Annotated in this window: 23 protein-coding genes and 1 riboswitch; of the genes, 10 read left to right on the forward strand and 13 right to left on the reverse strand. The window is 69.2% G+C overall.

The genetic code is table 11. From position 1 onward, the window contains the following. Window positions 1-18: 18 nt before the first annotated feature. A riboswitch (cobalamin riboswitch) is annotated at window positions 19-148 on the reverse strand. A 42-nt stretch (window positions 149-190) separates the two neighbouring features. The 4 genes from HQ306_RS19060 to HQ306_RS19075 all read right to left on the reverse strand — a co-directional run bounded on the left by HQ306_RS19060 (window position 191) and on the right by HQ306_RS19075 (window position 3,860). Further along, window positions 191-1,105, reverse strand: coding sequence for a cation diffusion facilitator family transporter (locus HQ306_RS19060; RefSeq protein ID WP_222633144.1), 915 nt, complete (start codon window positions 1,103-1,105; stop codon window positions 191-193). Between the two features lie 129 nt (window positions 1,106-1,234). Then, window positions 1,235-2,107: a hypothetical protein gene (locus HQ306_RS19065; protein ID WP_222633145.1), complete on the reverse strand. Its 873-nt coding sequence runs from the start codon at window positions 2,105-2,107 to the stop codon at window positions 1,235-1,237. A gap of 153 nt (window positions 2,108-2,260) precedes the next feature. Then, window positions 2,261-3,433, reverse strand: a complete 1,173-nt coding sequence (locus HQ306_RS19070; protein WP_204869801.1) for an aromatic acid exporter family protein — start codon at window positions 3,431-3,433, stop codon at window positions 2,261-2,263. Between the two features lie 10 nt (window positions 3,434-3,443). Continuing rightward, a complete protein-coding gene (locus HQ306_RS19075; protein WP_027506413.1) occupies window positions 3,444-3,860 on the reverse strand; it encodes a DUF3151 domain-containing protein in 417 nt (138 codons plus the stop codon). Between the two features lie 57 nt (window positions 3,861-3,917). Here HQ306_RS19075 and HQ306_RS19080 point away from each other — a divergent pair, with 57 nt between their 5' ends. After that, window positions 3,918-4,445: a hypothetical protein gene (locus tag HQ306_RS19080; RefSeq protein ID WP_222633146.1), complete on the forward strand. Its 528-nt coding sequence runs from the start codon at window positions 3,918-3,920 to the stop codon at window positions 4,443-4,445. A gap of 53 nt (window positions 4,446-4,498) precedes the next feature. Here the strand turns inward: HQ306_RS19080 and fbaA are convergent, their stop codons facing one another. Next, the gene (gene fbaA / locus HQ306_RS19085) at window positions 4,499-5,539 is read right to left on the reverse strand and encodes a class II fructose-bisphosphate aldolase (RefSeq protein ID WP_027506415.1); all 1,041 of its coding nucleotides are present in this window, start codon (window positions 5,537-5,539) and stop codon (window positions 4,499-4,501) included. 191 nt (window positions 5,540-5,730) lie between these two features. On the opposite strand from fbaA, the gene HQ306_RS19090 reads away from it, so the two are divergent. Next, on the forward strand, window positions 5,731-6,564 hold the full coding sequence (locus HQ306_RS19090) for a VTT domain-containing protein (protein ID WP_308115513.1): 834 nt from the start codon (window positions 5,731-5,733) through the stop codon (window positions 6,562-6,564). A gap of 15 nt (window positions 6,565-6,579) precedes the next feature. Next, window positions 6,580-7,257, forward strand: a complete 678-nt coding sequence (locus tag HQ306_RS19095) for a DedA family protein (RefSeq protein ID WP_051613508.1) — start codon at window positions 6,580-6,582, stop codon at window positions 7,255-7,257. A 10-nt stretch (window positions 7,258-7,267) separates the two neighbouring features. Here the strand turns inward: HQ306_RS19095 and HQ306_RS19100 are convergent, their stop codons facing one another. From HQ306_RS19100 to HQ306_RS19110, 3 genes are read right to left on the reverse strand one after another with little or no spacing between them, the layout of a single operon-like run. Beyond that, on the reverse strand, window positions 7,268-8,365 hold the full coding sequence (locus tag HQ306_RS19100) for a glycoside hydrolase family 76 protein (RefSeq protein ID WP_222633147.1): 1,098 nt from the start codon (window positions 8,363-8,365) through the stop codon (window positions 7,268-7,270). A 47-nt stretch (window positions 8,366-8,412) separates the two neighbouring features. Further along, window positions 8,413-9,087, reverse strand: coding sequence for an RNA methyltransferase (locus HQ306_RS19105; RefSeq protein ID WP_261770079.1), 675 nt, complete (start codon window positions 9,085-9,087; stop codon window positions 8,413-8,415). A gap of 1 nt (window position 9,088) precedes the next feature. After that, window positions 9,089-9,877 carry an SDR family oxidoreductase gene (locus HQ306_RS19110; protein WP_027506419.1) on the reverse strand — a complete coding sequence of 263 codons (789 nt, stop codon included), beginning with the start codon at window positions 9,875-9,877 and terminating at the stop codon, window positions 9,089-9,091. A gap of 110 nt (window positions 9,878-9,987) precedes the next feature. Here HQ306_RS19110 and HQ306_RS19115 point away from each other — a divergent pair, with 110 nt between their 5' ends. Both HQ306_RS19115 and HQ306_RS19120 read left to right on the forward strand, forming a co-directional pair. Beyond that, entirely contained in the window at window positions 9,988-10,398 is a 411-nt protein-coding gene (locus tag HQ306_RS19115) for a hypothetical protein (RefSeq protein WP_027506420.1), read from the forward strand. Continuing rightward, window positions 10,395-10,901 (forward strand): methylated-DNA--[protein]-cysteine S-methyltransferase, encoded by a 507-nt coding sequence (locus HQ306_RS19120; RefSeq protein WP_222626475.1) that lies wholly within the window; start codon window positions 10,395-10,397, stop codon window positions 10,899-10,901. Before HQ306_RS19115 ends, HQ306_RS19120 begins: the two co-directional genes overlap by 4 nt. Here the strand turns inward: HQ306_RS19120 and HQ306_RS19125 are convergent. After that, window positions 10,822-11,520, reverse strand: coding sequence for a lysoplasmalogenase (locus tag HQ306_RS19125; RefSeq protein ID WP_222633148.1), 699 nt, complete (start codon window positions 11,518-11,520; stop codon window positions 10,822-10,824). The two genes, HQ306_RS19120 and HQ306_RS19125, sit on opposite strands and share 80 nt — an antisense overlap. Window positions 11,521-11,596: 76 nt before the next feature. Here HQ306_RS19125 and HQ306_RS19130 point away from each other — a divergent pair, with 76 nt between their 5' ends. From HQ306_RS19130 to thiD, 4 genes are all read left to right on the forward strand, one after another. Further along, entirely contained in the window at window positions 11,597-12,043 is a 447-nt protein-coding gene (locus HQ306_RS19130) for a MarR family winged helix-turn-helix transcriptional regulator (protein WP_056444311.1), read from the forward strand. Beyond that, window positions 12,040-13,281, forward strand: a complete 1,242-nt coding sequence (locus tag HQ306_RS19135; RefSeq protein WP_081821365.1) for an MFS transporter — start codon at window positions 12,040-12,042, stop codon at window positions 13,279-13,281. Before HQ306_RS19130 ends, HQ306_RS19135 begins: the two co-directional genes overlap by 4 nt. A gap of 205 nt (window positions 13,282-13,486) precedes the next feature. Then, window positions 13,487-14,965 carry a hypothetical protein gene (locus HQ306_RS19140; RefSeq protein WP_222633149.1) on the forward strand — a complete coding sequence of 493 codons (1,479 nt, stop codon included), beginning with the start codon at window positions 13,487-13,489 and terminating at the stop codon, window positions 14,963-14,965. 75 nt (window positions 14,966-15,040) lie between these two features. Then, a complete protein-coding gene (gene thiD / locus HQ306_RS19145; protein WP_222633150.1) occupies window positions 15,041-15,829 on the forward strand; it encodes a bifunctional hydroxymethylpyrimidine kinase/phosphomethylpyrimidine kinase in 789 nt (262 codons plus the stop codon). A gap of 3 nt (window positions 15,830-15,832) precedes the next feature. On the opposite strand, the gene pyrE is transcribed toward thiD, so the two are convergent. The 4 genes from pyrE to HQ306_RS19165 all read right to left on the reverse strand — a co-directional run bounded on the left by pyrE (window position 15,833) and on the right by HQ306_RS19165 (window position 18,503). Next, window positions 15,833-16,369, reverse strand: a complete 537-nt coding sequence (gene pyrE / locus HQ306_RS19150) for an orotate phosphoribosyltransferase (RefSeq protein ID WP_037186299.1) — start codon at window positions 16,367-16,369, stop codon at window positions 15,833-15,835. Between the two features lie 24 nt (window positions 16,370-16,393). Then, complete coding sequence (locus HQ306_RS19155) at window positions 16,394-16,960, reverse strand: hypothetical protein (RefSeq protein WP_222633151.1); 567 nt, start codon at window positions 16,958-16,960, stop codon at window positions 16,394-16,396. A 69-nt stretch (window positions 16,961-17,029) separates the two neighbouring features. Beyond that, entirely contained in the window at window positions 17,030-17,818 is a 789-nt protein-coding gene (locus HQ306_RS19160) for an SDR family oxidoreductase (protein ID WP_204869786.1), read from the reverse strand. 55 nt (window positions 17,819-17,873) lie between these two features. Then, window positions 17,874-18,503, reverse strand: a complete 630-nt coding sequence (locus HQ306_RS19165) for a hypothetical protein (RefSeq protein WP_056444305.1) — start codon at window positions 18,501-18,503, stop codon at window positions 17,874-17,876. A 214-nt stretch (window positions 18,504-18,717) separates the two neighbouring features. Between HQ306_RS19165 and HQ306_RS19170 the strand changes: the two genes are divergently transcribed. Next, complete coding sequence (locus HQ306_RS19170) at window positions 18,718-24,186, forward strand: carboxyl transferase domain-containing protein (RefSeq protein ID WP_222633152.1); 5,469 nt, start codon at window positions 18,718-18,720, stop codon at window positions 24,184-24,186. The last annotated feature ends 73 nt before the right edge of the window (window positions 24,187-24,259 follow it).

The raw sequence follows: 24,259 nt of genomic DNA on the forward strand, positions 1-24,259 counted from the left end.
GATTGCGCGTCCGATTCGAGTCTCACGTGCCGGATCGGCGATCTGACTCACGGACGACGAGGCCCGCTCACAGTGGCGCGACCGTTCCGGATTCTCACCGGATTCCCCTCGCCAGCACGTCGCAGGTACTGACCTGCCGTGTCATGGTCGCACAGGTGTTCCGATGCCTGTCACCATCCCGACCGGCCTGCTACCAGGTGAGCTCGTCGCGGCAGGTGGCACCGTGCACCGCGGGCTCGACCTGCACGGTGGCGTGGTCCAGGCCGTAGGCCGAGAGCACTTCCTTCCCGCGGGCCAGCATCACCGATCCGGAACCGTCCGACGTGATGTGCACCGTGGCGACGTCCATGCCGGTGGTGAGGGTCCAGACGTGCAGGTCGTGGACGTCGACGACTCCGGGCAGCGCCCGCAGATCGGCCTCGAGCGCACCGATGTCCACCGACGACGGGCTGGCCTGCGTGAGGATGCGCAACGACTGGCCGGCGAGCGAGAGTGCCCGCGGCACCACCCACAGCGAGATGGCGATACCCACGACGATGTCCGCCCACGTCCAGTCGAACGCCAGGAGCAGCACACCGGCGACGAGCACCCCGACGCTGCCCACGGTGTCCGCGAGCACCTCGAGATAGGCCCCGCGTACCGCGATGGAGTCCTTCGCGTCGGCGCGGATGAGCAGCATGACGACGATGTTGGCGACGAGTCCCGCGGCGGCCGTCAGCACCATCGCGAGGCCCGGGATGTCCGGCTGGTCCCCGATGCGGCGGATCGCCTCGACGAAGATGAAGACCGCGACCCCGAGCAGCAGCACCGCGTTGGCGACAGCGGTGAGGACCTCGGCCCGGTGCCACCCGAATGTCCTTGCAGCGGAACTCGATCCGCGCCGGGCCATCGTGAGCGCGACGAGGCCCATCGACATGCCGATGATGTCGGTGAGCATGTGCCCGGCATCGGCGAGCAGGCCCAGCGAATTGATGATCAGGCCGACGGTCAGCTCGAGGGCGAAGAACGCGACGAGCACGAACCACGCGATCCCCATGCGTCGCAGCCGCCCGGTGCCGGCCTCACCAGCCGCCGGTGTGTGCGCATGTCCGTGCCCCGCTCCCATGATCGAGACCATACATGCGAATGTGTGCATATGGTGAGTCACGCTTCCCGCGGGGCTTCCGTACTCGAGGAGGGGTTGCAGCCTCCGCGGGAACACGGAACGCCCGCGGGAACCCAGAGACCTCCGGCGTCAGCGGAACGCGATGGCCATCCCGGCCGCGAGCAGACGCCGTAGCCGTTCGGGATGACGCAGGTCGTCCCACGTCCACCGCACCACATGGCAGCCGAGCGCGCGGAGGGCGTCCTCGCGCAGCTTCTCGTCGATCACCGACTGTGCTCCGCCGCGATACTTCGTCAGCCCGTCGAACTCGCCCACCAGCCGACCGTCCCAGTCGAAATCGGTGCGGGCCACGATGCGACCACGATCGTCGAGGAAGCGATGCTGCAGCCTCGGCGAGGGAATCTCGGGCCACTGCATCATCAGGGCTCGGCTCCACGATTCGCCGATGCTCTCGGTGAGAGGGCTCGCGAGGTCCACCGCGCGGCGGGCGGTGGCGATGCCGCGACGGCGCCCGAGCCGTGCGAGGCACTCCTGCAGATCCGGCGCCTCCGTGCGGAGTGCGGACTCGACAGCGCACAGCGCACGATCGAGTCCCACCGTGCACGCGATGTCGAGCGCCGTCCGCGTCGGCGTCGTGAGCTGCACACCGTCGACGGTGGTGACGTCCAGCGGGGACAGCGGCACCCGGTGCTCGGCGACCCTCCTCGTCGACGCACCACCTCCTCGACCGTCGACGCTCACGTGCACCCGGTCTCGGTCGGGAGCGAGAAGGGGGAGCCGATGCAGCGCCGCCGCGGACTCGTGACTGGCGACGGCCACCGCGGTGCGTCCCGCCATGACTCCGAGCACGCGCAGGCGGTAGCGCTCGTCTGGTGATGCCGACGCCCACTCCGAGCCGGGGCCGTAGCAGCCGCGGCTCACGCGGACCAGTTCGCCGCGCCTCACCAGACCGCGCAGCGCCGCATCTGTCACGTCACCGGTCGCGCGGCGGTGCAGGTCCATGGCGGTGAGTGTCGATCACGCGCGGACGGGGACACGCCTTCCTGTCGCCCGCCTGTGGAGCACCCTCGTCCTGTGTACCGGCAGCTCCCGCAGGGGTTCCGTACTCGAGGAGGGGTTGCAGCGTCCGCGGGAACACGGAACGGCAGCGGGAACCTAGTAGTCGAGCTCCGGCGGCACGGCGGGGTGGTCGACGGTCGGGGGCAGGGTCGCCAGCGCGGAGATCCGCGAGAGCCCTGCCACCTGGAGCAGGTCGACGACGATCGATCGGATCTGCGCGAGCACCACCACCGCGGACAGGCCGGCATCCTGCATGAGCTCCGCTTTCGCACCGACTGCCACGTGCCGGAGAACCCGCGCCGCCTCGGCTCGGTCGGGTTGCTCGCCGGGATCAGCGAGCATCATCTTCCGCACCACCTCGGTGGCCTGCGCGAGCTTCTCGACGAGGTCGACCAGTCGGGGGTCGAGAATCTCGTCGTCGCGCACCAGGGACAGGGAGCGCCTGGCGAGAACCCGGATGTTGCGCACCGCGTTGTCCAGCGGATCCGCCGTCGCGGCCAGCTCGGCCAGGCGCTGCTTGCTGTTCCAGTACAGCGGGGAGATGCGGCTGATCTCGCGCCCGCCCTTGAGATCGGTGCGCATCGCGTCGATGGCCGGTTGTGTGGCGCGCGCAGCCTTCAGTGCCTTGGCGATCGGTTCCGCGTCGTTGGCCAGGAGACCGTCCGCGACGAGTTGCAGTACCCGGCCCGACGTGGCGATGACGGTGGCCGCGTCCTTGCGTGCGCGGCGCACGGGGTGCGTCGGCACGACGGCGACGACGGCGAGTCCCACCAGACCGCCGATCAACGCGTCGACCATGCGGTTGAGTCCGCCGGCGTTGCCCGGCGGGATGAGCGTCGCCACCAGCACGGCCGACGATCCCGCCTGCATCGCGATGATGGCGCCGCTGTCGAGGAAGACCGCGGTCGACATCGCGAGCGCGACGACCAGGGCGATCTGCCACGGGCCGGTCCCGATGAGGGCGATGATCGCGTCACCGACACCGATACCGACCGTGACGCCGACGACGAGTTCGGCCGAGCGTCGCATCCGCGCCCCGAGGGACACGCCGAGCGAGACGACGGCCGCGATCGGTGCGAAGAAGGGCGTGACGTGCCCGACGACGTCCGTCGCCACGAACCACGCTATGCCCGCGGCGAGCGCGCACTGGATGATCGGCAACCCGGAGACACTCAGTCGCCGCAGCGACGCGTCGATCCGCGCGGAACCGCGGGTGCGCAGGCCGAGATGCGGGGCCGTGAATCGTGGGTAGCTCCCGAATCGGCCCATGAAGCTGGTGCTAGCCGACGCCGAGTTCGTCCGCGGCGCGCGGATCGCAGTCCTCGAGCAGGTCGAGGCAGCGGGCGTACTCGTCCGTCTCCCCGATCGACTGCGCGGCGCGGGCCAGGACGGCCACGCAGCGCAGGAAGCCGCGGTTGGGCTCGTGGCTGTACGGCACGGGTCCGAAGCCCTTCCAGCCGTTGCGACGCAGCTGGTCGAGCCCGCGGTGGTAGCCGGTGCGTGCGTAGGCGTACGCGGTGATGGTGCGGCCGTCGGACAGGGCGGCCTCGGCGAGGTAGGCCCACGCGATCGACGCGGTGGGGTGCGCCGCGGCCACCTCCTCGGGCGCCGTGTGGTTCAGCAGAGCGGACTCGGCCTCGTCGTCGCCGGGCAGCAGGGTGGGCTGGGGACCGAGGAGATCACCGAAGGAAGTCATGACGGCAGTCTCCCACGGAGCGCGCGGGAGACGTCGGGCGCTGGATAAGGTGCACGCGTGTCCCCGGATAACTCGCGCCCCGCCGCACCGCGCCGCATCGAACCCAGCGCCGCACCGAAGAAGGTGTCGACGCGCTCCGGAGGACGGCGGCGCGGACCGTGGATCGCGGCGGCCCTCGTGGCCCTGCTGGCGATCGCGGGTGTCGTGGCGTTCGCACTGCTGCGTGGCGGCACGAGCGTCACGGGTCCGAGCGACGACGAGAAGATCCGCACCTCGATCGACACCTTCACCACGGCGTTGCGTGACGGCGACCTGACCGCTCTGCGCGGCGTCACGTGCGGCGCGCTGGCGTCCTTCTACGGCGGCATCTCCGAGGTCGACTTCGCCGCGACGCACGACGCCGCCGTCGCATCCGGAACGGTGCCGGTGGTACAGAGCGTCGACACCATTCAGATCACCGAAGCGGAACCGCCGGATCAGACGACGGCGATCGCACAGGTCACCGCGCGCACCGAGGGCGCAGAGCCCTCGGCGCGCACGTTCGACCTCGCGCTGGACGGCGAGACCTGGAAGGTCTGCGCCTGACCGCGCTCGTGCGCCTCTTGCACATCCGGGGATGCGCAAGAGGCGCACGGGGGTCAGCCCGCTGACACACTCCGACCGGCGGACTTCAGGTCGTTGCACGCCTCGACGACGCGCGCCGTCATACCGGCCTCGGCCTTCTTGAGGTAGCTGCGCGGGTCGTAGGCCTTCTTGTTGCCCACCTCGCCGTCGACCTTCAGCACGCCGTCGTAGTTGCTGAAGAAGTGGCCGGCGATGGGCCGACTGAACGCGTACTGGGTGTCGGTGTCGACGTTCATCTTCACGACGCCGTACTCGAGGGCCTCCTCGATCTCGCTCTTGGCCGAGCCCGAGCCGCCGTGGAAGACGAAGTCGAAGGGCTTGGAGCCGGCAGCGAGTCCGAGCTTCTCGGTGGCGACGCGCTGGCCGTCCGCGAGCACCGACGGCTTGAGCTTGACGTTGCCCGGCTTGTAGACGCCGTGGACGTTGCCGAACGTCGCGGCCAACAGGTAGCGCGATCCGGCATCGCCGGCACCGAGCGCCTCGACCGTCTTCAGGAAGTCCTCGTTCGAGGTGTACAGCTTGTCGTTGATCTCCGCCTCGACGCCGTCCTCCTCGCCGCCGACCACGCCGATCTCGATCTCCAGGATGATGCGCGCCGCGGCGGCCCGGGCCAGCAGATCCTTGGCGATCTCGAGGTTCTCGTCGATCGGCACCGCGGAGCCGTCCCACATGTGCGACTGGAAGAGGGGGTTCTTCCCGGCGTCGACGCGCTCCTGCGACACCGCGAGGAGCGGACGCACGTAGGTGTCCAGCTTGTCCTTGGGGCAGTGGTCGGTGTGCAGCGCGATGGTGACGTCGTACTTCGCGGCGACGACGTGGGCGAACTCGGCGAGCGCGACGGCGCCGGTGACCATGTCCTTCACACCGAGGCCGGACGCGAACTCCGCGCCACCGGTGGAGAACTGGATGATGCCGTCACTGCCCGCGTCGGCGAAGCCCTTGATGGCCGCGTTGACGGACTCGGATCCCACGCAGTTGATGGCGGGAAAAGCGAACTTGTGTTCCTTGGCGCGGCCGAGCATCTCGGCGTATACCTCGGGAGTTGCGATCGGCACGAAGAAACCTCCACGGTGAGCGAACGGGGCACCCGATCAGGTGCGGTCACTAGCAGTATGTCAACCGAGGTGACGCCGGTCGCGCCCTGCCCGATCTACTCGCCGGTAGTTGCTGAGAGTTGCTCGTGAGTTGTACTACCCGCCACTCGGCGTGCGGGTATCGGCTGCTCTCGCCGGTACTGTGGGCGCTTGTGACTACCGTGGCCGCCTCCGTGACCGACCTCGCCCTGCTGCCGGGGTTCCTCGATCCCGTCAACCTGCTGAACTCGTTCGGCACCTGGGTCCTGGTCGGTCTGCTGCTGGTGGTGTTCATCGAGTCGGGCCTGCTGTTCCCGCTGCTCCCGGGCGATTCGCTGCTGTTCACGGCCGGTCTGATCGCCGCGTCGAAGAGCGCGGAGATCGAGCCGTTCGCGCCGCTGTGGGTGCTGTTGGTGACCATTCCGATCGCCGCGGTGCTGGGTGATCAGGCGGGATATCTGATCGGCAAGAAGGCCGGCACGGGCCTGTTCACGGACGACGCGCGCTTCCTGAAGAAGCGCTACATCGACGAGTCGCACGCGTTCTTCGAGAAGCACGGTCCCATCACCATCTTCCTGGCGCGCTTCGTGCCCATCGTGCGTACGTTCGCGCCGGTCGTGGCCGGTGCCTCGGGCATGCGCTACCGCACATTCATCACCTACAACGTCGTCGGCGGCATCGTCTGGGGCTCGGGCGTCACGCTGCTCGGCTACCTGCTGGGCCAGATCGCCGTCATCCGCGACAACGTCGACATCATCTTCCTGCTCATCGTCGCCGTCTCCGTCCTGCCCATCGCCTGGGAGGTCGGCAAGCGGATCGTCTCCTCGCGCCGCACCCCGCTCGGTGAGGCCGTCGACGCGTTCGACGGCAAGCTCGACGACAAGATCGAGCCGTCCAAGTGGTCCGAGCCGGCCCAGAGGTCGGACACTGCTCAGCGGTCGGAACCAGCTCAGTGGTCCGAGCCCGTCCAGCGCACCGAGCCCGCTCCGCGCGACTCGTCCTCGTAGATCGGTCCCCCGTTCATGCTTCTCGCCGGTAGCACCGTGCTCGCCGAAGGCGGCGCGATGGGATTCCTCGAATCGGCCGGGCCCACCCTGGTCTGGCTCATCGTGGTGTCCTTCGTGTTCCTCGAGTGCGCCGTCATCGTGGGCCTCTTCCTTCCCGGCGACTCGCTGCTGATCACCGCCGGTATCGGACTGGCCGCCCACGCGTCGGGCACCTCGCACGTGTGGGCGCTGTCCGCGGGCGCGTTCCTGGCCGCCATCGCCGGTAATCAGGTGGGGTACATGATCGGTAAACGCACCGGTCATCGCCTCGTGGCGCGCAAGAACGGCAAGTACGTCAACACCGCGAATCTGGAGAAGGTCAACCGACTTCTCGAGAAACACGGCTTCTGGGCGGTGCTCGTCGCGCGCTGGATCCCGTGGGTGCGGACCCTGTGCCCGATGGTCGCCGGTGCCGGTGGGATGAACCACCGCCGCTACACCATCGCCAGCACGCTGGGTGCGCTCATCTGGGCACCCGTGCTGCTGCTGATCGGGTTCTACTTCGGAGCAGTGCTCGACAAGGTGTCGTGGCTGTTCCCCACCGTGCTCACGCTGATGATCGTCTCGATCGTGGTCGGCACCATCTTCGGTCTGTACCAGTACCGCAAGGAGATGAAGAAGCCGGTGGAGACCACCGAAGTGCACGATCTCTGACGGCTGACGTTCAGCCGAGGCTGTGCGCCGCCTCCATCAACATCCAGCCGCCGAGCTGGACGGAGAAGTCGCGCTCCGGCACGGACGACGACGTGACGGTGCCGGCGCTGAACCGGGCGATCGACGCACCGAACGAGGGCAGCTTGGCGATGGCGGACCAGTCGCTCCCGAACAGCGGCAGGCCCTCGATGGACAGGCAGTTGTCCCACGCGGCCTCCGCCGACGCCAGCACGATGTCGGCGGCGACCGAGCGCGCCTCGTGGTCCTCGTCGTCGTCTCCGGGCAGCGACATCGCCACCAGCGCTAGGTACCGGGCGAGGATCCCGTTGAACAGGCCGCCGTCCCCTCCCCCGCCGCCGATGATCACGCCGTCTTTCGTGAGGTGCTGCTGCACGGCGGCGACGAGTCGATGCACGCGCTCGCGGTGCTTGTCGTCACCGAGGCTGATCGCGAGTTCGGTCTCGGCGCCGAGCACGACGCCCTGGCAGTAGGAGTAGATCGGCGTCTCGACGCGGCCGTCTGCGTGGATGCCGTCGAGCACGAGATGGGTCGTCGGATCGACGAGAGTCGCGTCGATCCAGTCGGCCATGGCCTGGGCGCGCCACAGCTTGCCGGTCCGTGCGAGCAGCACCGCCGCCGGGCCGTTGGCCGGCACGTTGAAGAAGTCGCTCTTCCTGGACCAGCGGATACCGCCCCCGTGCGCCGGATCCCAGGCGTCGAACAGCTCCGACTCCAGGGCCGCGATCGCGGTGCGATTGTCGACGAGGTGCAGACGTTGTGCTCGCTCGAGGGACAGCCCCAGCCACGCCATGTCGTCGTAGTACGAGTTGGTCCAGCCGGTGAGGTTGCGCAGCCGGTGGGTGCGCGCGATCCGGGCCAGCCGTCGTCGGCGGCGCGCCGAGGGCGCCCGCTCCTCGGCGTCGACCACACAGTCGATGAGGTGCGCCTGCCACCAGTAGTGCCAGCGGAAGAACAACCGCTCCCGTCGGACCGGCGGCCACGCCACGACACCCAGAGCCGTCCCCGGCAGTCCCCACAGACGGCGGACGTGGCGAGAGAAGACGGCCTCCTCGGCGGCGTCCGCCCTGGAGGACCACGTGTCGTGCATGATTCGATCCTGCCAGTACCCCTCGGCTCGGAAGCCGTCGGGCACGGTCACCAGGCCAGGTCGGGATCCGCGTGCTGCCGGATCCAGGCGTGCATCGTGATCCCGGCTGCGACACCGGCATTGATACTGCGGGTGGAGCCGAACTGCGCGATGGACACCGTCATCGACGCGGCGGCGCGCGCGTCGTCGGTCACGCCCGGGCCCTCCTGACCGAAGAGCAGCAGCGCATTCCGTGGGAGAACGGCAGTCTCGAGCGGGACGGACCCGGGCACGTTGTCGACGGCCACCACCGTCAGGCCCGCCTTCGCCGCGTACGCCGTCAGCGCCTCGACGGTCTCGTGATGCTCGATGTGCTGGTAGCGGTCGGTGACCATCGCACCGCGACGGTTCCAACGCCGACGCCCGACGATGTGCACCGCGGCGGCGCCGAACGCGTTGGCCGTGCGGACGACCGTCCCGATGTTGGCGTCGTGCGCGAAGTTCTCGATGGCCACGTGCATCGGGTGCCGGCGCGTGTCCAGGTCCGCGACGATGGCCTCGCGCGTCCAGTACCGGTACGCGTCGACGACGTTGCGCCGATCCCCCTCGTCGAGAAGTTCGGCGTCGTAGCGCGGATCGGTGGGCCGGGGTCCGTCACGCTCGACGTCCCAGGCGGGTGCGCCGCGCGGGTGCTCACCCCACTCGGTGGCACCCGCCTCGTCGCTGCGGTCGTTCTCGGTCAACTCAGGAATGGGACAGACGGCGGTTGACCTCGCGGGTCAGCCAGACCGGGGAGAACCGCGAGCCCATGGACAGCGCCTTGGACGGGAGCCCCACCGGGAAGTGCACCTTGTGGTAGATCCGCTTGGCGGGCTGCGTCGACTTGAAGATCGCGTCGGCGACGTCCTGCGCGGTCAGCTTGATGCCCAGCGAGCCGGTGGTGCCGGTCTGGATCCCCTTGGTCATGGCGGTCTGGACGAAGAGCGGCCACATGGCCTTCACGGCGATGTCGTGCTTGTGCCACTCGAGGTCGAGCGCCTCGGTGAGCCCGCGCACCGCGAACTTGGTCGCGCCGTACGTGGCGAGCTCGGGCTGGCCGTAGATGGCGGAGGCGGAGCACAGGTTCACCACCTGGGCGCCGCGCGTCTTCTTCAGGTACGGGAACGCTTCGAGCAGACCGTTGAGCACGCCGCCGACGTTGATGTCGAACTGCTTGCGATGCGTCTCGATGGCCTGCTCGGCGAACTGGCCCGCGATGAGGATGCCCGCGTTGTTGATGAGCACGTCGAGTCGCCCGCCCGCCGCCTCGTCGAACTCCTTGAGTCGCTCGGTGAACTGCGCGGTGTCGGTGACGTCGAGGATTCCCGTCGTCGACGTCGAGCCCTTCGCCGCGATCTCCTTCGCGAGAGAGGCCAGTCCCGTCTCGTCGATGTCGTACGCACCGACGTGGTACCCGGCGGCGGCGAACGTGAGTGCGGTGGCCCGCCCGATGCCGGCTGCTGCGCCGGTGATGAAGACAGTAGGTTGAGACATGTCTGAAGAGTAAAGGGTCGGGCTGAGCTGCAACAGAGCGGTGAGCCGAAAACTTACCGCCGAGTAGCTTCCGGCGTCCTCGGAGACGCTCACGGGAGGGATCCGAGTCGATGGACCACGAGAGAGTGGGTCGGGCGGTGGCCGTGGTCACCGCCATCTACGTCGTCGTGCTGGCGGTCTGGGCGCTCGTGCTGCTCCCCAAGGCCCCGGACGGCACCGTTCCGTATCAGATCGCTGCCCTGGTCGCGGGCTTCGGCGCGGCACTGGGACTCGCGATGATGGCTGCCGGGCGCCCCACCGCCGACGAACGCCGCATGCGCGACCACGGGCTCGAGGGGTGGGCCGTCGTCGACGAGGTACGGGAGGTCGGAGCCGAGACGGAGGTCGACCTCACGATCACCGTGCCCGGGTCGGGGTCCTACCCGGGCACTGTCCGACGCACGGGGTCCGTTCGGTACGAGGTCGGCGCGACCGTTCCCGTCGTCGTCGATCCCGACGACCGGACGCGGATCCGGTTGTGACACCGACCGACTCGACCCGGCACCACACCGTTCTCGACACCCCGGTGGGTCCTCTCACCGTCGTGCGCACCGGGACGGCGCTGTCGGGCGTCTACTTTCCCGGTCACCGTCCGGCACCGGCTCCCGGCCGGATCGGTACCGCCCGGGCGGACGGGTTCGACGAGATCCGCGATCAGTTGGCGGAGTACTTCGGCGGCCGGCGGCGCCGCTTCGATCTCGAGCTGGCCCCGGTGGGCACCGAGTTCCAGAACGAGGTGTGGGCTGCGCTCCGGACGATCCCCTACGGCGAGACGTGGACGTACTCCGCTCTGGCAGTCGCCGTCGGCCGGCCCACCTCGGTGCGAGCGGTGGCGTCGGCCAACGCCCGCAATCCGTTGTCGATCGTCGTGCCGTGCCACCGCGTCATCGGAATGTCCGGCAGCCTCACGGGTTTCGCCGGCGGCGTCGAGCGCAAACGCCTGCTGCTCGATCTCGAGTCGGGAACCCCGACGCTGTTCCCGTGAGGGAGTCGACGAGCGCGTACTGAGCGCCGGTGTAGGTCGCGAGCACCGCGACCTCGAGGACGTCGCGCAGGCGCGCGTCGGCCGTGGTCCGCCGCACGAGCACCATGCCGTCGGAGACGGTGAACAGCGTCGATCCGACGACGGCACGGGTGTCGCCGTCCGCACCGAGAACGGACATGGCACCGAGGGCGACGCCGTAGGCCATGGAGATCGGTGCAATGGTCGGGGCGCGTCTCGTGGCCAGCACGGCGCCGCCCGCCCATCCCGCCGCTCGAAGCAGAGCATGGTGCGGCCGCGCGCGAGAACCGTTGCGATGCAACAGTACCGACCAGCACCCCTGCATGACGGCGAACGACGACGCCCCCGCAGTGAACCGGCGATCGTCGTCCGGATCGATCATCGCGACGTCGCCGAGCGTCGCCGCCGAGAGCCCCGCAGCCAGCAGTGGCGAGCGGTGGGCGCCGGACCGCACCGCGAGAATCGGCATGAGGAGCGGCTTGCACACCGCCTGCACGACGGGTCGATGCGTGGCGGCACCGACGATGGTGCCCGCCGCAGCGACGGCGTAGGCCAGGGTCGTGGCCCTGCGGACCAGCGTGGCGGACGACCCGGACGGCATGCGGACACCGTAGCCGACCCCACACTGGATTTCGATAGTTAGCTTATGTAACGTTAAGGGAGTGCAGACCACGGCGATGCGAACCGACGAACTGCGGACACTGCTGTCCGAACTGGTCACCACGACCTCGCGTTTCACCCGGCTCGCGGCCTCGGTCGCGCCCGCGGAGCATCCCCGTACGTGGTCGCGCGCGCTCTCCCTGCTCGACGAGTACGGCGCGATCCGGATCAGCGAGTTCGCCCGCCTCGACCGATGCTCGCAACCCTCGGCGACGGCCCTGCTGCGCACGCTCCACGAGAACGGTCTCGTCGACCGCATGACGGATCCGACCGACTCCCGCGCCGTGGTCGTGTCGATCTCGGACCACGGACGCACTTGGCTCGCCGACTCGCGTCGCGCCATCGGCGACGGACTGCTCCGCCACCTGGGCGAGCCCGATCCCGACCAACTCCGACGCATCGTCGAGGGCCTCGACGACCTGCGCTCGGTACTCAAGAACACAGCACGAAAGGAACACCCGTGACGACGATCGAGGAGAAGAAGGACGCGTCCCAGCCGAGCCTTCTGCAGCAACCGAAGGCCGTGTGGGCAGTGGCGTTCGCCAGTGTCATCGCCTTCATGGGGATCGGCCTCGTCGATCCCATTCTCAAGCCCATCGGCGAACAGTTGAACGCGACACCGTCGCAGGTGTCTCTTCTGTTCACGTCCTACATGCTGGTGACGGGCGTGGCGATGCTCGTCACGGGCGTCGTCTCGTCGCGCTTCGGCCCGAAGAAGACACTGCTGGCCGGTCTCGCGATCATCATCGTGTTCGCCGCGCTCGCAGGCTCGTCGAGCACCATCACCCAGATCGTCGGGTTCCGCGCCGGCTGGGGACTGGGCAACGCACTCTTCATCGCGACCGCCCTGGCGACGATCGTCGGCGCCGCGAGCGGTGGCGTCGCGCGGGCCATCATCCTGTACGAGGCCGCACTGGGCATCGGCATCGCCACCGGCCCGCTGGTCGGCGGCGTCCTGGGCAGCATCAGCTGGCGGGGCCCGTTCTTCGGCGTCGCCGTCCTGATGGCCGTGGCCGTCGTGCTGCTCGTCGTCATGCTGCCGGAGGGCGAGAAGCCCACGCACCGAACCTCTCTCGCGGACCCCTTCCGCGCACTGCGGCACCGCGGGCTGCTCACGGTCGGCATCACGGCACTGCTGTACAACTACGGATTCTTCACCCTGCTCGCCTACACGCCGTTCCCGCTCGACCTCGGCACCTACGCGATCGGCTTCATCTTCTTCGGCTGGGGACTCGCGCTCGCGGTGGCCTCGGTGTTCCTCGCACCGCGCCTGCAGCGCCGGTTCGGGACGCTGAACATGATGATGTTGGCGCTGCTCCTCTTCGCAGCCGACCTCGCCGCGATGGCTCTGTTCACGGAGAGCAAGCCGGTTCTGATCGTGTGCGTCGTCCTCGCCGGACTGTTCCTCGGCGTCAACAACACCCTCATCACCGAGACCGTCATGATCTCGGCGCCGGTCGAACGGTCGACCGCCTCGGCGGCCTACAGCTTCGTGCGGTTCGCCGGCGGCGCTGCCGCCCCGTACCTCGCCGGCAAGCTCGGTGAATCCAATGTGCACGTGCCGTTCTGGGTGGGCGCCGCCTGCACCTTCCTGGCCATCGGCGTCCTGGCGACCGGTCGGAAGGTCCTCGCACACGTCGACGACCACGACCCCGCTCCGCACAGCGTCGACGAGGCGGCAGCACTGACCGTGGGCGACTGACCAGGGAAAACCGAATCACACCAGTCACATTCACCGCATGAAAACCATCTGCACCAAAGGTCACACTTCGATGACGAAGTAACTCTGAAGTAAAGGTCTAGGCGGACCGGAAGGTACGTTCTGTTCGGTCGGGGGACGCGTACACCATTCTTCACCGCTTCTCGGATACGGCAGGAATGCCGTCTTCGGTATCGAAAGGCCATTCATGTCGGACAAGTCCATCACCCGTGCCCGCAGGACGCGGCTCGCTGCAGCAGGCGCCGTGCTCGCCGTGTCGCTGGCTGTCGCCGCACCCGCCGTGGCCGTCGCCCAGCAGGATCAGCCGGACAGCTCGGAGAGCAGCGAGTCCTCCACGAGCACCACCACCGAGGCTCCCGCCACGTCGAGCACCGAGCAGGAACCCTCGGCGACGGATGCGCCGCCGGTCACCACCGTGCCCACCACCGCTCCCCCGGCCCGGCCGCTGCCGCAGGTCACCGGTTCCGTCGTGGTCGACGACGAGGGCAACTCCTCCATCAAGGTCGACATCGACGCGAAGCTGACCGAGGACGAGAAGAAGGCACTGCAGGTGGCCAAGGACGCCACCAAGGCCGCCGTCGACGCCATCAAGAAGGCGCAGGCATTCCTCGACGACGCCATCGCCGCAGCGCAGGGCGGCGACGCCGCTGCCGAGGCCGAGGTCGACGAAGCGAAGGCCGAGCTCGAGGCATCCAAGGCCGAGGAATCGGCGTCGGTCGCCGAGCAGGAGAGCATCGTCGCCGCCGGTGTCGCCGCCAAGGCGCAGGAAGAGGCGGACGCCGCCAAGGCTGCAGCGAACGAGGAGAAGAGCAAGGCGGACGCCGCTCAGGCCGAGGCCGACGCTGCGAAGGACAAGGCCGACGAGCTCGAGGGCGACGCTGCCGCGGATCCGACCGAGGCAGAGGCCGCGCGTGCGGACGCCGATGCGAAGGCCGAGGCCGCAGCCGCCGCGCGCACCGCCGCGGAGGAGGCCACGAAGGCCGCCGAGGAGTCGTTGACGGCCGTCGGTGACGCGTTCGCGACGCTCGACGCCGCCAAGGTCACCACGGCGATCCAGGCCGCGTATGCGAAGGCGTCGACGCTCTTCGCCGCTGTCGTCAAGGCAGCGACGACGCAGGTGGCCGCCACGGTCGCCGAGGAGAACGCGAAGCGGCTCGAAGCAGCCGGTGACGCCGAGGCGGCAGCAGCAGCAGCCGAGGCCGCCGCAGCAGCGAAGGCCGAGGCCGAGGCAGCTGCGAAGGATGCCGCGGACAAGAAGGCCGCCGACGAGGCTGCCGCGGAGAACGCCGCCAAGGAGACCGTCACGGTCGAGGTCGGCGACGAGAAGAAGGAGGACGTCGAGGTCGCGACCATCGACTCCACCACGGTCGAGGTCACCGCCTCCGGAATCCGTCTCATCGGCTTCTACGTCGACGGCCCGACGCGCACGTTCAAGGTGGTCGACTACTTCACCGACGACGAGGAGGGCAACGTCATCGTCGCCGGCGAACTGCCGGAGATCGGTCTCGTGTCGTCCGAGTCGAGCCTCGCGGGGTCGGATCAGGCGAGTGCCTCGAACGACGAGGGCGGACTGCCCGTCGCCGCGATCGGCACCGGCGTGGCCGTCGTCGCCGTCGCGGGTGTCGGTGCGTTCGCACTCTCGCGTCGCAAGGGCACTCGCTCCTGACGACCGAGCGCGTGGGTGCGGGGGCTCTCTCGGCCCCGCACCCACGCGCTCTCGGCGTTTTGGGATGATGAAGACATGCCGACACTCGCCTACGTCATCGCCGGATCCGAAGCCACGGGAGGCGCCGGCCTGCAGGCCGACCTCAAGACGTTCGAGCGGCTCGGGGTCTACGGCGTCGGCACCATCACCTGCATCGTCTCGTTCGATCCGAAGGCCGGGTGGGGCCACCGTTTCGTCCCCATCGCGGGACCGGTGATCGCCGACCAGATCGAGGCGGCGACGGCTGCCCACTCACTGGACGTCGTGAAGATCGGCATGCTCGGCACACCCGAGACCGTTGCCACCGTCGCCGAGTCGCTCCGTCAGCAGCCGTGGCGACACGTCGTCGTGGATCCCGTCCTCATCTGCAAGGGCCAGGAGCCGGGCGCGGCGCTGGACACGGACAACGCCCTGCGCGCCGAGATCCTCCCGCTCGCGACCGTCGTCACGCCGAATCTCTTCGAGGCGCAGACCCTGTCGGGAATGGACTCGATCGAGTCCGTCGACGATCTGTCGGAGGCCGCCCGCCGCATCGCGGACCTCGGACCGCGCTACGTGGTGGTCAAGGGCGGCGCGGGTCTGCCCGGCGACGAGGCCGTCGACGTCCTGTTCGACGGCACCGACGTCTCGGTGTTCCGTGCGCCGAAGATCGGCGAGGAGCGCGTCTCCGGAGCCGGCTGCATCTTTGCCGCCGCCATCACCGCCGAGCTGGCGAAGGGTTCCGCGGTCCAGGACGCGGTGGCCACGGCCAAGGACTTCGCGCACGCCGGCATCGTCGGCCGCGTGACGACGAACGCGCCCTTCACCGCCGTCGGCTGGCAGTAGAGCTCAGAGGTTCAGGTCGCCCAGACCGAGGAGGGACCGGTACTCGAGACCCTCGGCCGCGATGACCGCGTCGGCGCCGGTGGCGCGGTCCACCACCGTCGCGACGCCCACCACGACGGCACCGGCGTCACGCAGAGCCGCGACGGCCGTGAGCGGGGAGTTGCCGGTGGTGGTGGTGTCCTCGACGACCAGGACCCGTTTGCCCACGATGTCCGGGCCCTCGATCTGGCGCTGCATACCGTGGGCCTTGGCCGCCTTGCGGACGACGAACGCGTCGATGGGACGGCCCGGCGCGTGCATGACCGCCAAGGCGACGGGGTCGGCACCCATGGTGAGTCCGCCCACGGCGTCGAAATCCCAGTCCGACACCAGTTCTCGCATGAGCTGCCCGATGAGGGCACCGGCGCGGTGGTGCAGCGTCGCACGGCGGAGGTCGACGTAGTAGTCGGCTTCCGTGCCCGACGACAGCGTCACCTTCCCGTGCACGACGGCCAACTCGCGGACCAGTTCTGCCAGTTCGGACTTCTCGGTAGCTGCCACGAGCAGTGAATCTATCGGGTGCGCTCAGGCGGCGTGCTGCGGCGCCCGCAACCACGCCGTGTCGGCGTCCGCGGTCTCGGCGAACACAGCGGGCGCCCGGACGCCCAACAGCCGGACGACGGGTCCGGACAGCGGCGAGTCGGCGAGCGAGGCCAACGACGAGGCCTGCGTGTTGTACACGCGGACGGCCCCGGCGACGCGATGTTCGATGCGATCGAGTTCCGTTGCGGGCGAGCTGAAGTCCCACCCGAGAGGCCCACTGGCCCGACCGTCGAAGAGCACCTCGTGCAGCGCGACCGACAGCGCGTTCTCGGCGCCGGCCCGGGCGCCGAGCTCGGCGCGCCGATCCCGCATCATGGCCGACAGCGACCGCGCTCCGACGAGTTGGTTCACGGCGGCGCGGTCGAGATCGGCGTCGACGGCAGCGCGCACGAGATCGGGGATCACGGCCCGTCGTCGATCGAGCTCGATCTCGAGCAGGTTCAGTCCGGCAGCGACGGAGTCGGCCGACCGACGTGTCCGCCGGACGACCGACACGATCCAGCCGATACCGATGATCATCACGAACGCCACCAGGGCCACAACAGTCACACCAGAAACATAGCGCCGTCGAGTATGAACGTCGACCCGAGGTCGAGGGTTCGTCTCGGCCGTTGGAGCTTACGTGCGACCGCGCGCGCTGCCGACCAGGGAGACCACGCGTCGAGCGATGGTACGGGGCACCAGACGCGATACCGAAGTCAGTGACTTGTACTGAAGCCCAGGCACACTCAGCACGGTGTTCTTCTCCAGGTCGGCGAGCGAGGCGTCGACGACCTGGTCCACGGAGAGGTACATGAACGACGGAATCGACGACATCTCGATGCCGGCGCGCTCGTGGAACTCGGTCCGCACGAAGCCCGGGCACAGAGCCTGGATGCGGACGCCGGTGCCGGCGAGACCGCCCGCGAGACCCTCGCTGAACGAGACGACGTACGCCTTCGACGCGGAGTACGTGGAACCGCGACCCGACATCAGGCCGGCGACGCTGGCCACGTTGATCACCGAGCCCTTCGCACCCGCGATCATCGACGGCAGCGCCGCGCGGGTGAACTGCATGACGGCGGTGACGTTGACGTCGAGCTGCGACTGCAGCAGCGCGGGGTCCGCCGTCCAGAACTCGCCGGACGTGCCGAAGCCCGCGTTGTTGATCAGGACCTGCACGCCCTCCTGCAGTCGGGCGACCACGGCAGCGCGGCCCTCCTCGGTCGCGAGGTCCGCGCCCAGGATCTCCGACGAGGTGCCGTACGACGCGCGTAGCTCGTCGGCCAGTGCCTCGAGCCTGACGGTGTCGCGGGCGACCAGGACGAGGTCGTGGCCACTGGCGGCGAGACGGCGGGCGAACCCGCCGCCGATGCCGGACGTCGGACCGGTGACGAGGGCGATGGGCCGCGGTGTTGGAGTCGACATGCGCACGAGACTAACGGGTGAGGTTCCTCACGGCAGCACGTGGCTGATGAAACGATCAGTCGTCGCGTCCGGGTGCTGCGCGGCGTCGCGAGGGCGGCAACACGTGCAGAAGGCCGGACAGGCGGGTGACGGCGTCGATCGCGGCGTCCCAGTCGCGTCCCGAACTGCCCACCGGAACGGTGCCCAGCGTCCACGGACCCTCGCTCCACAGCAGCTGCACCACATCGGGCACCGAGTGCGTGAAGGCGACCATGCGCTGGTCACAGACTCGCCGTGCCACGTCGAGGTCGGTCGCGAAGATGATGCGCGGACCCAGCGAGCCGAGGAGCTGCATGTCGGCCTCCTTCGGCGGCGGCGTCGTGCGGGACCGCAGATCGAGGTCGACGTCGGATCCCACCTCGCGGCGCACCGCCACGACGGTCGCGGCGTCCTCGAGGTCGAACAGGACGAACTCCTCGCCGCGTCGCACACCCTCGACCACGTCGACGGCACCGAGGAACTCCTGGTTCGCCATGGCCGCGCGCGAGAAGGTCGACGGCAGGTCGGGATCGGCGGGAACGTAGTGGTAGCCCTGCGCTTTCGCCCAGATCTGACGCACCCGGCCCTGCTGTCCGCGGCGGGCGCGATCGATGTACAGCAGTGCCACCGCACCGAGGAGTGCGATCAGAGCAAGGCCGAACCACATCGCTGTCATCGCTCTCCACTGTACTTTTCCCGGGGCACGGCGCCGTCGTCGGCCCATCGTGTCATTACCCGCCGGTATACCCGTGGGTAGCGCATCGCCACAGGTCAGTGACCGATCACGACCCTTCCGGGCGTTGGTGAGATGTACTCGCCAGTACGCTCGTGGACCGTCACACTGGCTCGGAAGACACTTTCCCTTCGAGACGGCGGAGCGCATGTTCACACGCATAGCAGTAGTCAACCGAGGCGAAGCAGCTGTTCGCCTCATCCGAGCGGTACGCGAGCTGAACAACGAATCGCGGTCCGCCGAGCCTCTGCGCGTCATCGCTCTGCACACCGACGCCGAGCGGAAGGCGATGTTCGTCCGCCAGGCCGACGAGGCCGTCACGCTCCGCAAGACGGGCGTGCAGAACCCCTACCTCGACTACGTCGAACTCGAGCGCGCACTCGTCGAGGCCCGCGCCGACGCCGTGTGGGTCGGCTGGGGCTTCGTCGCCGAGGACCCGACCTTCGCCGACATCTGCGCTCGCCTGGGCATCACGTTCATCGGCCCGTCCGCTGCCTCGATGCGCCTGCTCGGCGACAAGGTCGAGGCCAAGATCCTCGCCGAGAAGGTGGGCGTCCCGGTCGCGCCGTGGAGCGGTGGTCCCGTCGAGACCCGCGCCGATGCACGTCGGCACGCCGCCGCCATCGGTTATCCCCTGATCATCAAGGCGCGCAGCGGCGGTGGCGGTCGCGGTATCCGCAAGGTCTTCGCCGAGGACGAGCTCGAGCTCGCACTCGAGCGCACCCAGGGTGAGGCCGAGCGCTCGTTCGGCGACCCTGTCGTCTTCCTCGAGCGGCTCGTCACCGAGGCGCGCCACGTCGAGGTCCAGGTCATCGCCGACACCCACGGCAACGTGTGGGCACCCGGCGTCCGCGACTGCTCGATCCAGCGTCGCAACCAGAAGGTCATCGAGGAGTCCAGTTCGGCCGTCCTGACCCGGGAGCAGGCCGACGAGCTCCGCGCCGCCTCCGCGGAGCTGGTCCGCGCCGCCGGGTATCACGGCGCCGGCACGGTGGAGTACCTCTACCAGCCGGAGCAGAAGATCTTCACGTTCCTCGAGGTCAACACGCGCCTGCAGGTCGAGCACCCCATCACCGAGGTGACGACGGGCCTCGACCTAGTCAAGCTGCAGATCCTCGTCGCGGGCGGCCACGTGCTCGAGGGCGACTGCCCGACCGAGTTCGGTCACGCCGTCGAGGCACGACTCAACGCCGAGGACGCCGACAACGGTTTCGCACCGGCGCCCGGCACCGTCCGGTTGCTGAAGTTCCCGCTCGGATCGGGCCTGCGCGTCGACACGGGCATCGCCCAGGGCGACGTCATCCCGCCCGACTACGACTCCATGGTCGCGAAGGTGATCGCCTGGGGCCGTGACCGTTCCGAGGCCCTCGCCCGGCTGCGTACGGCGCTTCGCGAGACCACAGTCGTCATCGACGGCGGCACCACCACGAAGTCGTTCCTGCTCGACCTGCTCGACCGCGAGGAGCTCATCGACGCCACTGCCGACACCGGCTGGCTCGACCGCACCGGCGCGGGCACCGCGGAGGGCCCCACCCGCGTCGCCGACGTCGCACTGATCGCCGCGGCCGTCGACGCCTACGACGCGGACGAGGCCCGTGAGCGCGCCAAGTTCCTGCTGTCCGCCCGCGGCGGCCGTCCCCGCGCCAGCCACGACATCGGCCGCACGGTCGAGCTCAACTACCAGGGCCAGGGCTACCGCCTGACCGTCGGCCAGGTGGGACCGCACCGCTACCTGGTCGCGGTCGACGACCACGAGATCACCATCGACATCGAGCGGCTCGGCACCTTCGAGCGTCGCGCCGAGATCGACGGCACCCGCTACTCCGTCGTCACCGTGCCCGGCCCCGCCGGATATCTCGTCGAGGTCGACGGCGTGAGCCACCAGATCAGCCAGGACGAGGCCGGCCTGGTGCGCGCACCTGCCCCCGCTGTCGTCGTCGCCGTGCCGGTCGCCGTGGGCGACGAGGTCGAGGCGGGACAGACGCTCGTGGTCCTCGAGGCCATGAAGATGGAGACCGCGGTGCGCGCCGCCTCGGCCGGCCGGGTGAGCGAGGTGCTCGCCGTCGTCAACGCACAGGTCGACAACGGCGCGGCGTTGCTGCGCGTCGACCCGATCGGTGAGACGGCCGCCGCCTCCACCACCGCCCGGGTCGAGTTCCGCTCGCCGTGCGGCGACGCCGACCGCGACGACCGCATCGACGCACTGGCCCGTCTCGACGAACTGCGGGCTCTCCTCAGCGGATTCGACGTCAGTGCGTCCCGTGCGCTCGCCACCATCGCCGAGTACGACGCTCTGCGCGGGGCACTCCCGCGCAAGGACGGCGAGCTGGTCCGCGCCGAGCTGGACCTGCTCACCACCTTCGCCGACATGTGCGAGCTGACGCGTAACCGTCCGACCATGGACGAGGAGGGCACCGACGAGCGCGTCCACAGTCCGCGCGAGCACTTCCACGCGTTCCTGCAGTCGCTCGACGCCGACGTCCAGGGCCTGCCGGACGAGTTCCGCGACAAGCTGGCTCGCGCACTACGGCACTACGACAAGAACGATCTCGATCGCGGCACCGATCTCGAGGAGGCCGTCTACCGACTCTTCCTGGCGCAGCAGCGCATCGAGAACCAGGTCCCGGCCATCGCGGCGCTCCTCGATCGGTGGATCGCCGACCCGTCGGTCGCCCCCGACGCGGACAGCGCCGTCGGTGAGGTGCTCGACCGCCTCGTCGTCGCGACCCAGGTGCGGTACCCGGTGATCGGCGACGTCGCCCGCAACCTCCGCTTCCAGTTGTTCGACGAGCCGCAGATCCGCAAGGCGCGCGAGCAGGTCTACGACGGTGTCCGCGGCAGTCTGCAGTACCTGGCCGAGCGGCCCGACGCCGATGATCACCAGGAGCGCATCGACGCCCTGGTCGCCACGGAGGAGCCGCTCGTCGAGCTGCTCTCCCAGCGCATGTCCGACCCGGGCGCCCTGCTCGAGGTGATCACCCGCCAGTACTACGAGATCCGTGACTTCGAGGACGTGAAGGCCTTCGATCGCGAAGGGCAGCACTATGTCTCGGGCACCTTCACCCTCGTCGGCGGCAAGGTCAACCTGCTCTCGACGATGACCGATCGCGCCGGCCTCTCGTCGACGCTGGTGGCGCTCACCGAGACCGCGGGGCCGGCACCCGAGAACCTCGCGGTGGACCTGTACCTCTCGTGGCCGACAGCTCCCGAGGACGGCGACCAGGTGGTCGAGGAGCTGCGCACCGAGATCGCCGCACACCCGGCGACCACGTCGTGGCGTCGCGTCACGGTCACCGTCTTCGGACGCGGCACCGGCATCTCGCGCCAGGTGACGTTCCGGCCGCAGGCAGGCGTTCTGACAGAGGACGTCTCGCTCCGCGACCTGCATCCGCTCACCGGTCAGCGACTGGACCTGTGGCGCCTCAAGAACTTCGACGGCACCCGCATCCCCTCCGCACCCGGCACGTACCTGTTCGATCTGGTGGCGAAGGACAACCCCAAGGACGAGCGACTGGTCGCCCTGGCCGAGATCCGCGACGCCGCAGTGCAGTTCGACGCCCAGGGCAACGTGGTCTCGGTTCCCGCCATCGAGCGCACGCTCTCCGCGTGCCTCGACGGCATCCGCCGCGCCCAGGCTCGCCGCGGCAACCGCCGCCTCGACCACAATCGCGTCGTCCTCTACGTGTGGCCGGTGCTGAACCTGCCGCTCGACAAGCTGCGCATCGTGGCCCGGCATCTCGCGCCGCTCACCGTGGCCGCCGGTCTCGAGGAGATCACCATGATGGCCCGCGTCGTGGTGCGCCCCGGCGCGGAGCCCACCATGCAGGCCCTGCGCTTCTCGTACCGGCCCGGTACCGGAGTGGTCACCAAGATCACCGACCCGCCCACCGAGCCCATGCGCCCGCTGGACACGTACACGCAGAACGTGCAGCGCTCGCAGGCACGCGGCACCGTGTACCCGTACGAGCTGATCCCCGTGCTGACCAAGCGCGACGGTTCCTTCGTCGAGTACGACCTGGACGAGTCCGGTGCGCTGCAACCCATCTCGCGGCCGTACGGTCAGAACACCGCGGGCATCATCGTGGGCCTGGTGTCCACGCCGACGGCGCTGTACCCGGAGGGCATGACCCGCGTCGCCCTGTTCGGCGATCCGACCAAGGCGTTGGGCACGGTGGCCGAGGCCGAGTGTGCGCGCGTCGTCGCCGCGATCGACCTGGCCGAGGAGATGAACGTCCCTGTCGAGTGGTTCGCGCTCTCCTCAGGCGCGACCATTTCCATGGGCAGCGGCACGGAGAACATGGACTGGGTGTCGCGGGCTCTGCGCCGCATCATCACCTTCACGCAGGCCGGTCACGAGATCAACGTGATCGTCGCGGGCATCAACGTCGGCGCGCAGCCGTACTGGAACGCCGAGGCCACGATGCTCATGCACACCAAGGGCATCCTGGTGATGACGCCGGAGAGCGCGATGGTGCTCACCGGCAAGCAGTCCCTGGACTACTCCGGTGGCGTCTCCGCGGAGGACAACTTCGGCATCGGTGGCTACGACCGCGTCATGGGCCCCAACGGGCAGGCGCAGTACTGGGCTCCGAACCTCGGAGCTGCGTGCGACGTTCTCTTCGCGCACTACGATCACGCGTATCGCGCACCGGGAGAACGCTTCCCGCGCCGCACCACGACCGTCGACCCGGTCGACCGCGACGTGCGGACCTACCCGCACGTCCACCCGTCGAGCGACTTCAAGACCGTCGGCGACATCTTCTCCTCGGCCACCAACCCCGAGCGCAAGAAGCCGTTCGACATCCGCACCGTCATGCGCGCCGTGGTCGATCAGGACCACGCCGTGCTCGAGCGATGGGCCGACATGGCCGACGCGGACACGTCCGTCGTCTTCGACGCCCACCTCGCCGGTTACCCGGTGTCGGTGATCGGCATCGAATCGCGTGCCATCTCGCGCAAGGGATGGTTCCCGTCCGACGGCCCCGACCAGTGGACGTCGGGAACGCTGTTCCCCCGCTCGTCCAAGAAGACGGCCCGTGCGATCAACGCAGCCAGCGGCAACCGCCCGCTGGTGGTGCTGGCCAACCTGTCCGGCTTCGACGGGTCACCGGAGTCGCTGCGCAACCTGCAGCTCGAGTACGGCGCCGAGATCGGCCGTGCCATCGTCAACTTCGACGGACCGATCGTGTTCTGCGTGGTCTCCCGGTATCACGGCGGCGCGTTCGTGGTGTTCTCCGGAGCGCTCAACGAGAACATGGAGGTGCTGGCCGTCGAGGGATCGTTCGCGTCCGTCCTCGGTGGTGCACCGGCCGCAGCAGTGGTCTTCACGCGAGACGTCAACAAGCGCACCGCATCCGACCCGTCCGTCCGCGATCTGGAGGCACGCATGAACTCCTCCGAGGACGACACGGAGCGGGCCCGGTTGCAGGTGGAGCTGTCGGCCACCCGCACCGCGGTGCGCTCGGAGAAGCTCGGTGAGGTGGCGTCCGAGTTCGAGGCGGTGCACAACATCGAGCGAGCGCGGACCGTCGGTTCGGTGCACCACATAGTGGCGGCCGCCGAACTGCGCCCGCAGATCGTCGCGGCGATCGAGCGCGGAATGGCCCGCCAGGCCTGACCTGATCGACAGAGAGACACCCTCCCCCGCGTGTGCGGGGGAGGGTGTCTCTCGTTCGGTGGTGTCGGTCGAC

It is taken from the genome of Rhodococcus sp. BP-160, assembly GCF_019836205.1.
Classification (GTDB): Bacteria; Actinomycetota; Actinomycetes; order Mycobacteriales; family Mycobacteriaceae; genus Rhodococcoides.

Coding starts and splice junctions, on each gene's coding strand:
- HQ306_RS19060 (WP_222633144.1), bottom strand. CDS start 1,105: ATGGGAGCGGGGCACGGACATGCGCACACACCGGCGGCTGGTGAGGCC.
- HQ306_RS19065 (WP_222633145.1), bottom strand. CDS start 2,107: ATGGACCTGCACCGCCGCGCGACCGGTGACGTGACAGATGCGGCGCTG.
- HQ306_RS19070 (WP_204869801.1), bottom strand. CDS start 3,433: ATGGGCCGATTCGGGAGCTACCCACGATTCACGGCCCCGCATCTCGGC.
- HQ306_RS19075 (WP_027506413.1), bottom strand. CDS start 3,860: ATGACTTCCTTCGGTGATCTCCTCGGTCCCCAGCCCACCCTGCTGCCC.
- HQ306_RS19095 (WP_051613508.1), top strand. CDS start 6,580: ATGCTTCTCGCCGGTAGCACCGTGCTCGCCGAAGGCGGCGCGATGGGA.
- HQ306_RS19100 (WP_222633147.1), bottom strand. CDS start 8,365: ATGCACGACACGTGGTCCTCCAGGGCGGACGCCGCCGAGGAGGCCGTC.
- HQ306_RS19110 (WP_027506419.1), bottom strand. CDS start 9,877: ATGTCTCAACCTACTGTCTTCATCACCGGCGCAGCAGCCGGCATCGGG.
- HQ306_RS19115 (WP_027506420.1), top strand. CDS start 9,988: ATGGACCACGAGAGAGTGGGTCGGGCGGTGGCCGTGGTCACCGCCATC.
- HQ306_RS19125 (WP_222633148.1), bottom strand. CDS start 11,520: ATGCCGTCCGGGTCGTCCGCCACGCTGGTCCGCAGGGCCACGACCCTG.
- HQ306_RS19130 (WP_056444311.1), top strand. CDS start 11,597: ATGCGAACCGACGAACTGCGGACACTGCTGTCCGAACTGGTCACCACG.
- HQ306_RS19140 (WP_222633149.1), top strand. CDS start 13,487: ATGTCGGACAAGTCCATCACCCGTGCCCGCAGGACGCGGCTCGCTGCA.
- thiD (WP_222633150.1), top strand. CDS start 15,041: ATGCCGACACTCGCCTACGTCATCGCCGGATCCGAAGCCACGGGAGGC.
- HQ306_RS19160 (WP_204869786.1), bottom strand. CDS start 17,818: ATGTCGACTCCAACACCGCGGCCCATCGCCCTCGTCACCGGTCCGACG.
- HQ306_RS19165 (WP_056444305.1), bottom strand. CDS start 18,503: ATGTGGTTCGGCCTTGCTCTGATCGCACTCCTCGGTGCGGTGGCACTG.
- HQ306_RS19170 (WP_222633152.1), top strand. CDS start 18,718: ATGTTCACACGCATAGCAGTAGTCAACCGAGGCGAAGCAGCTGTTCGC.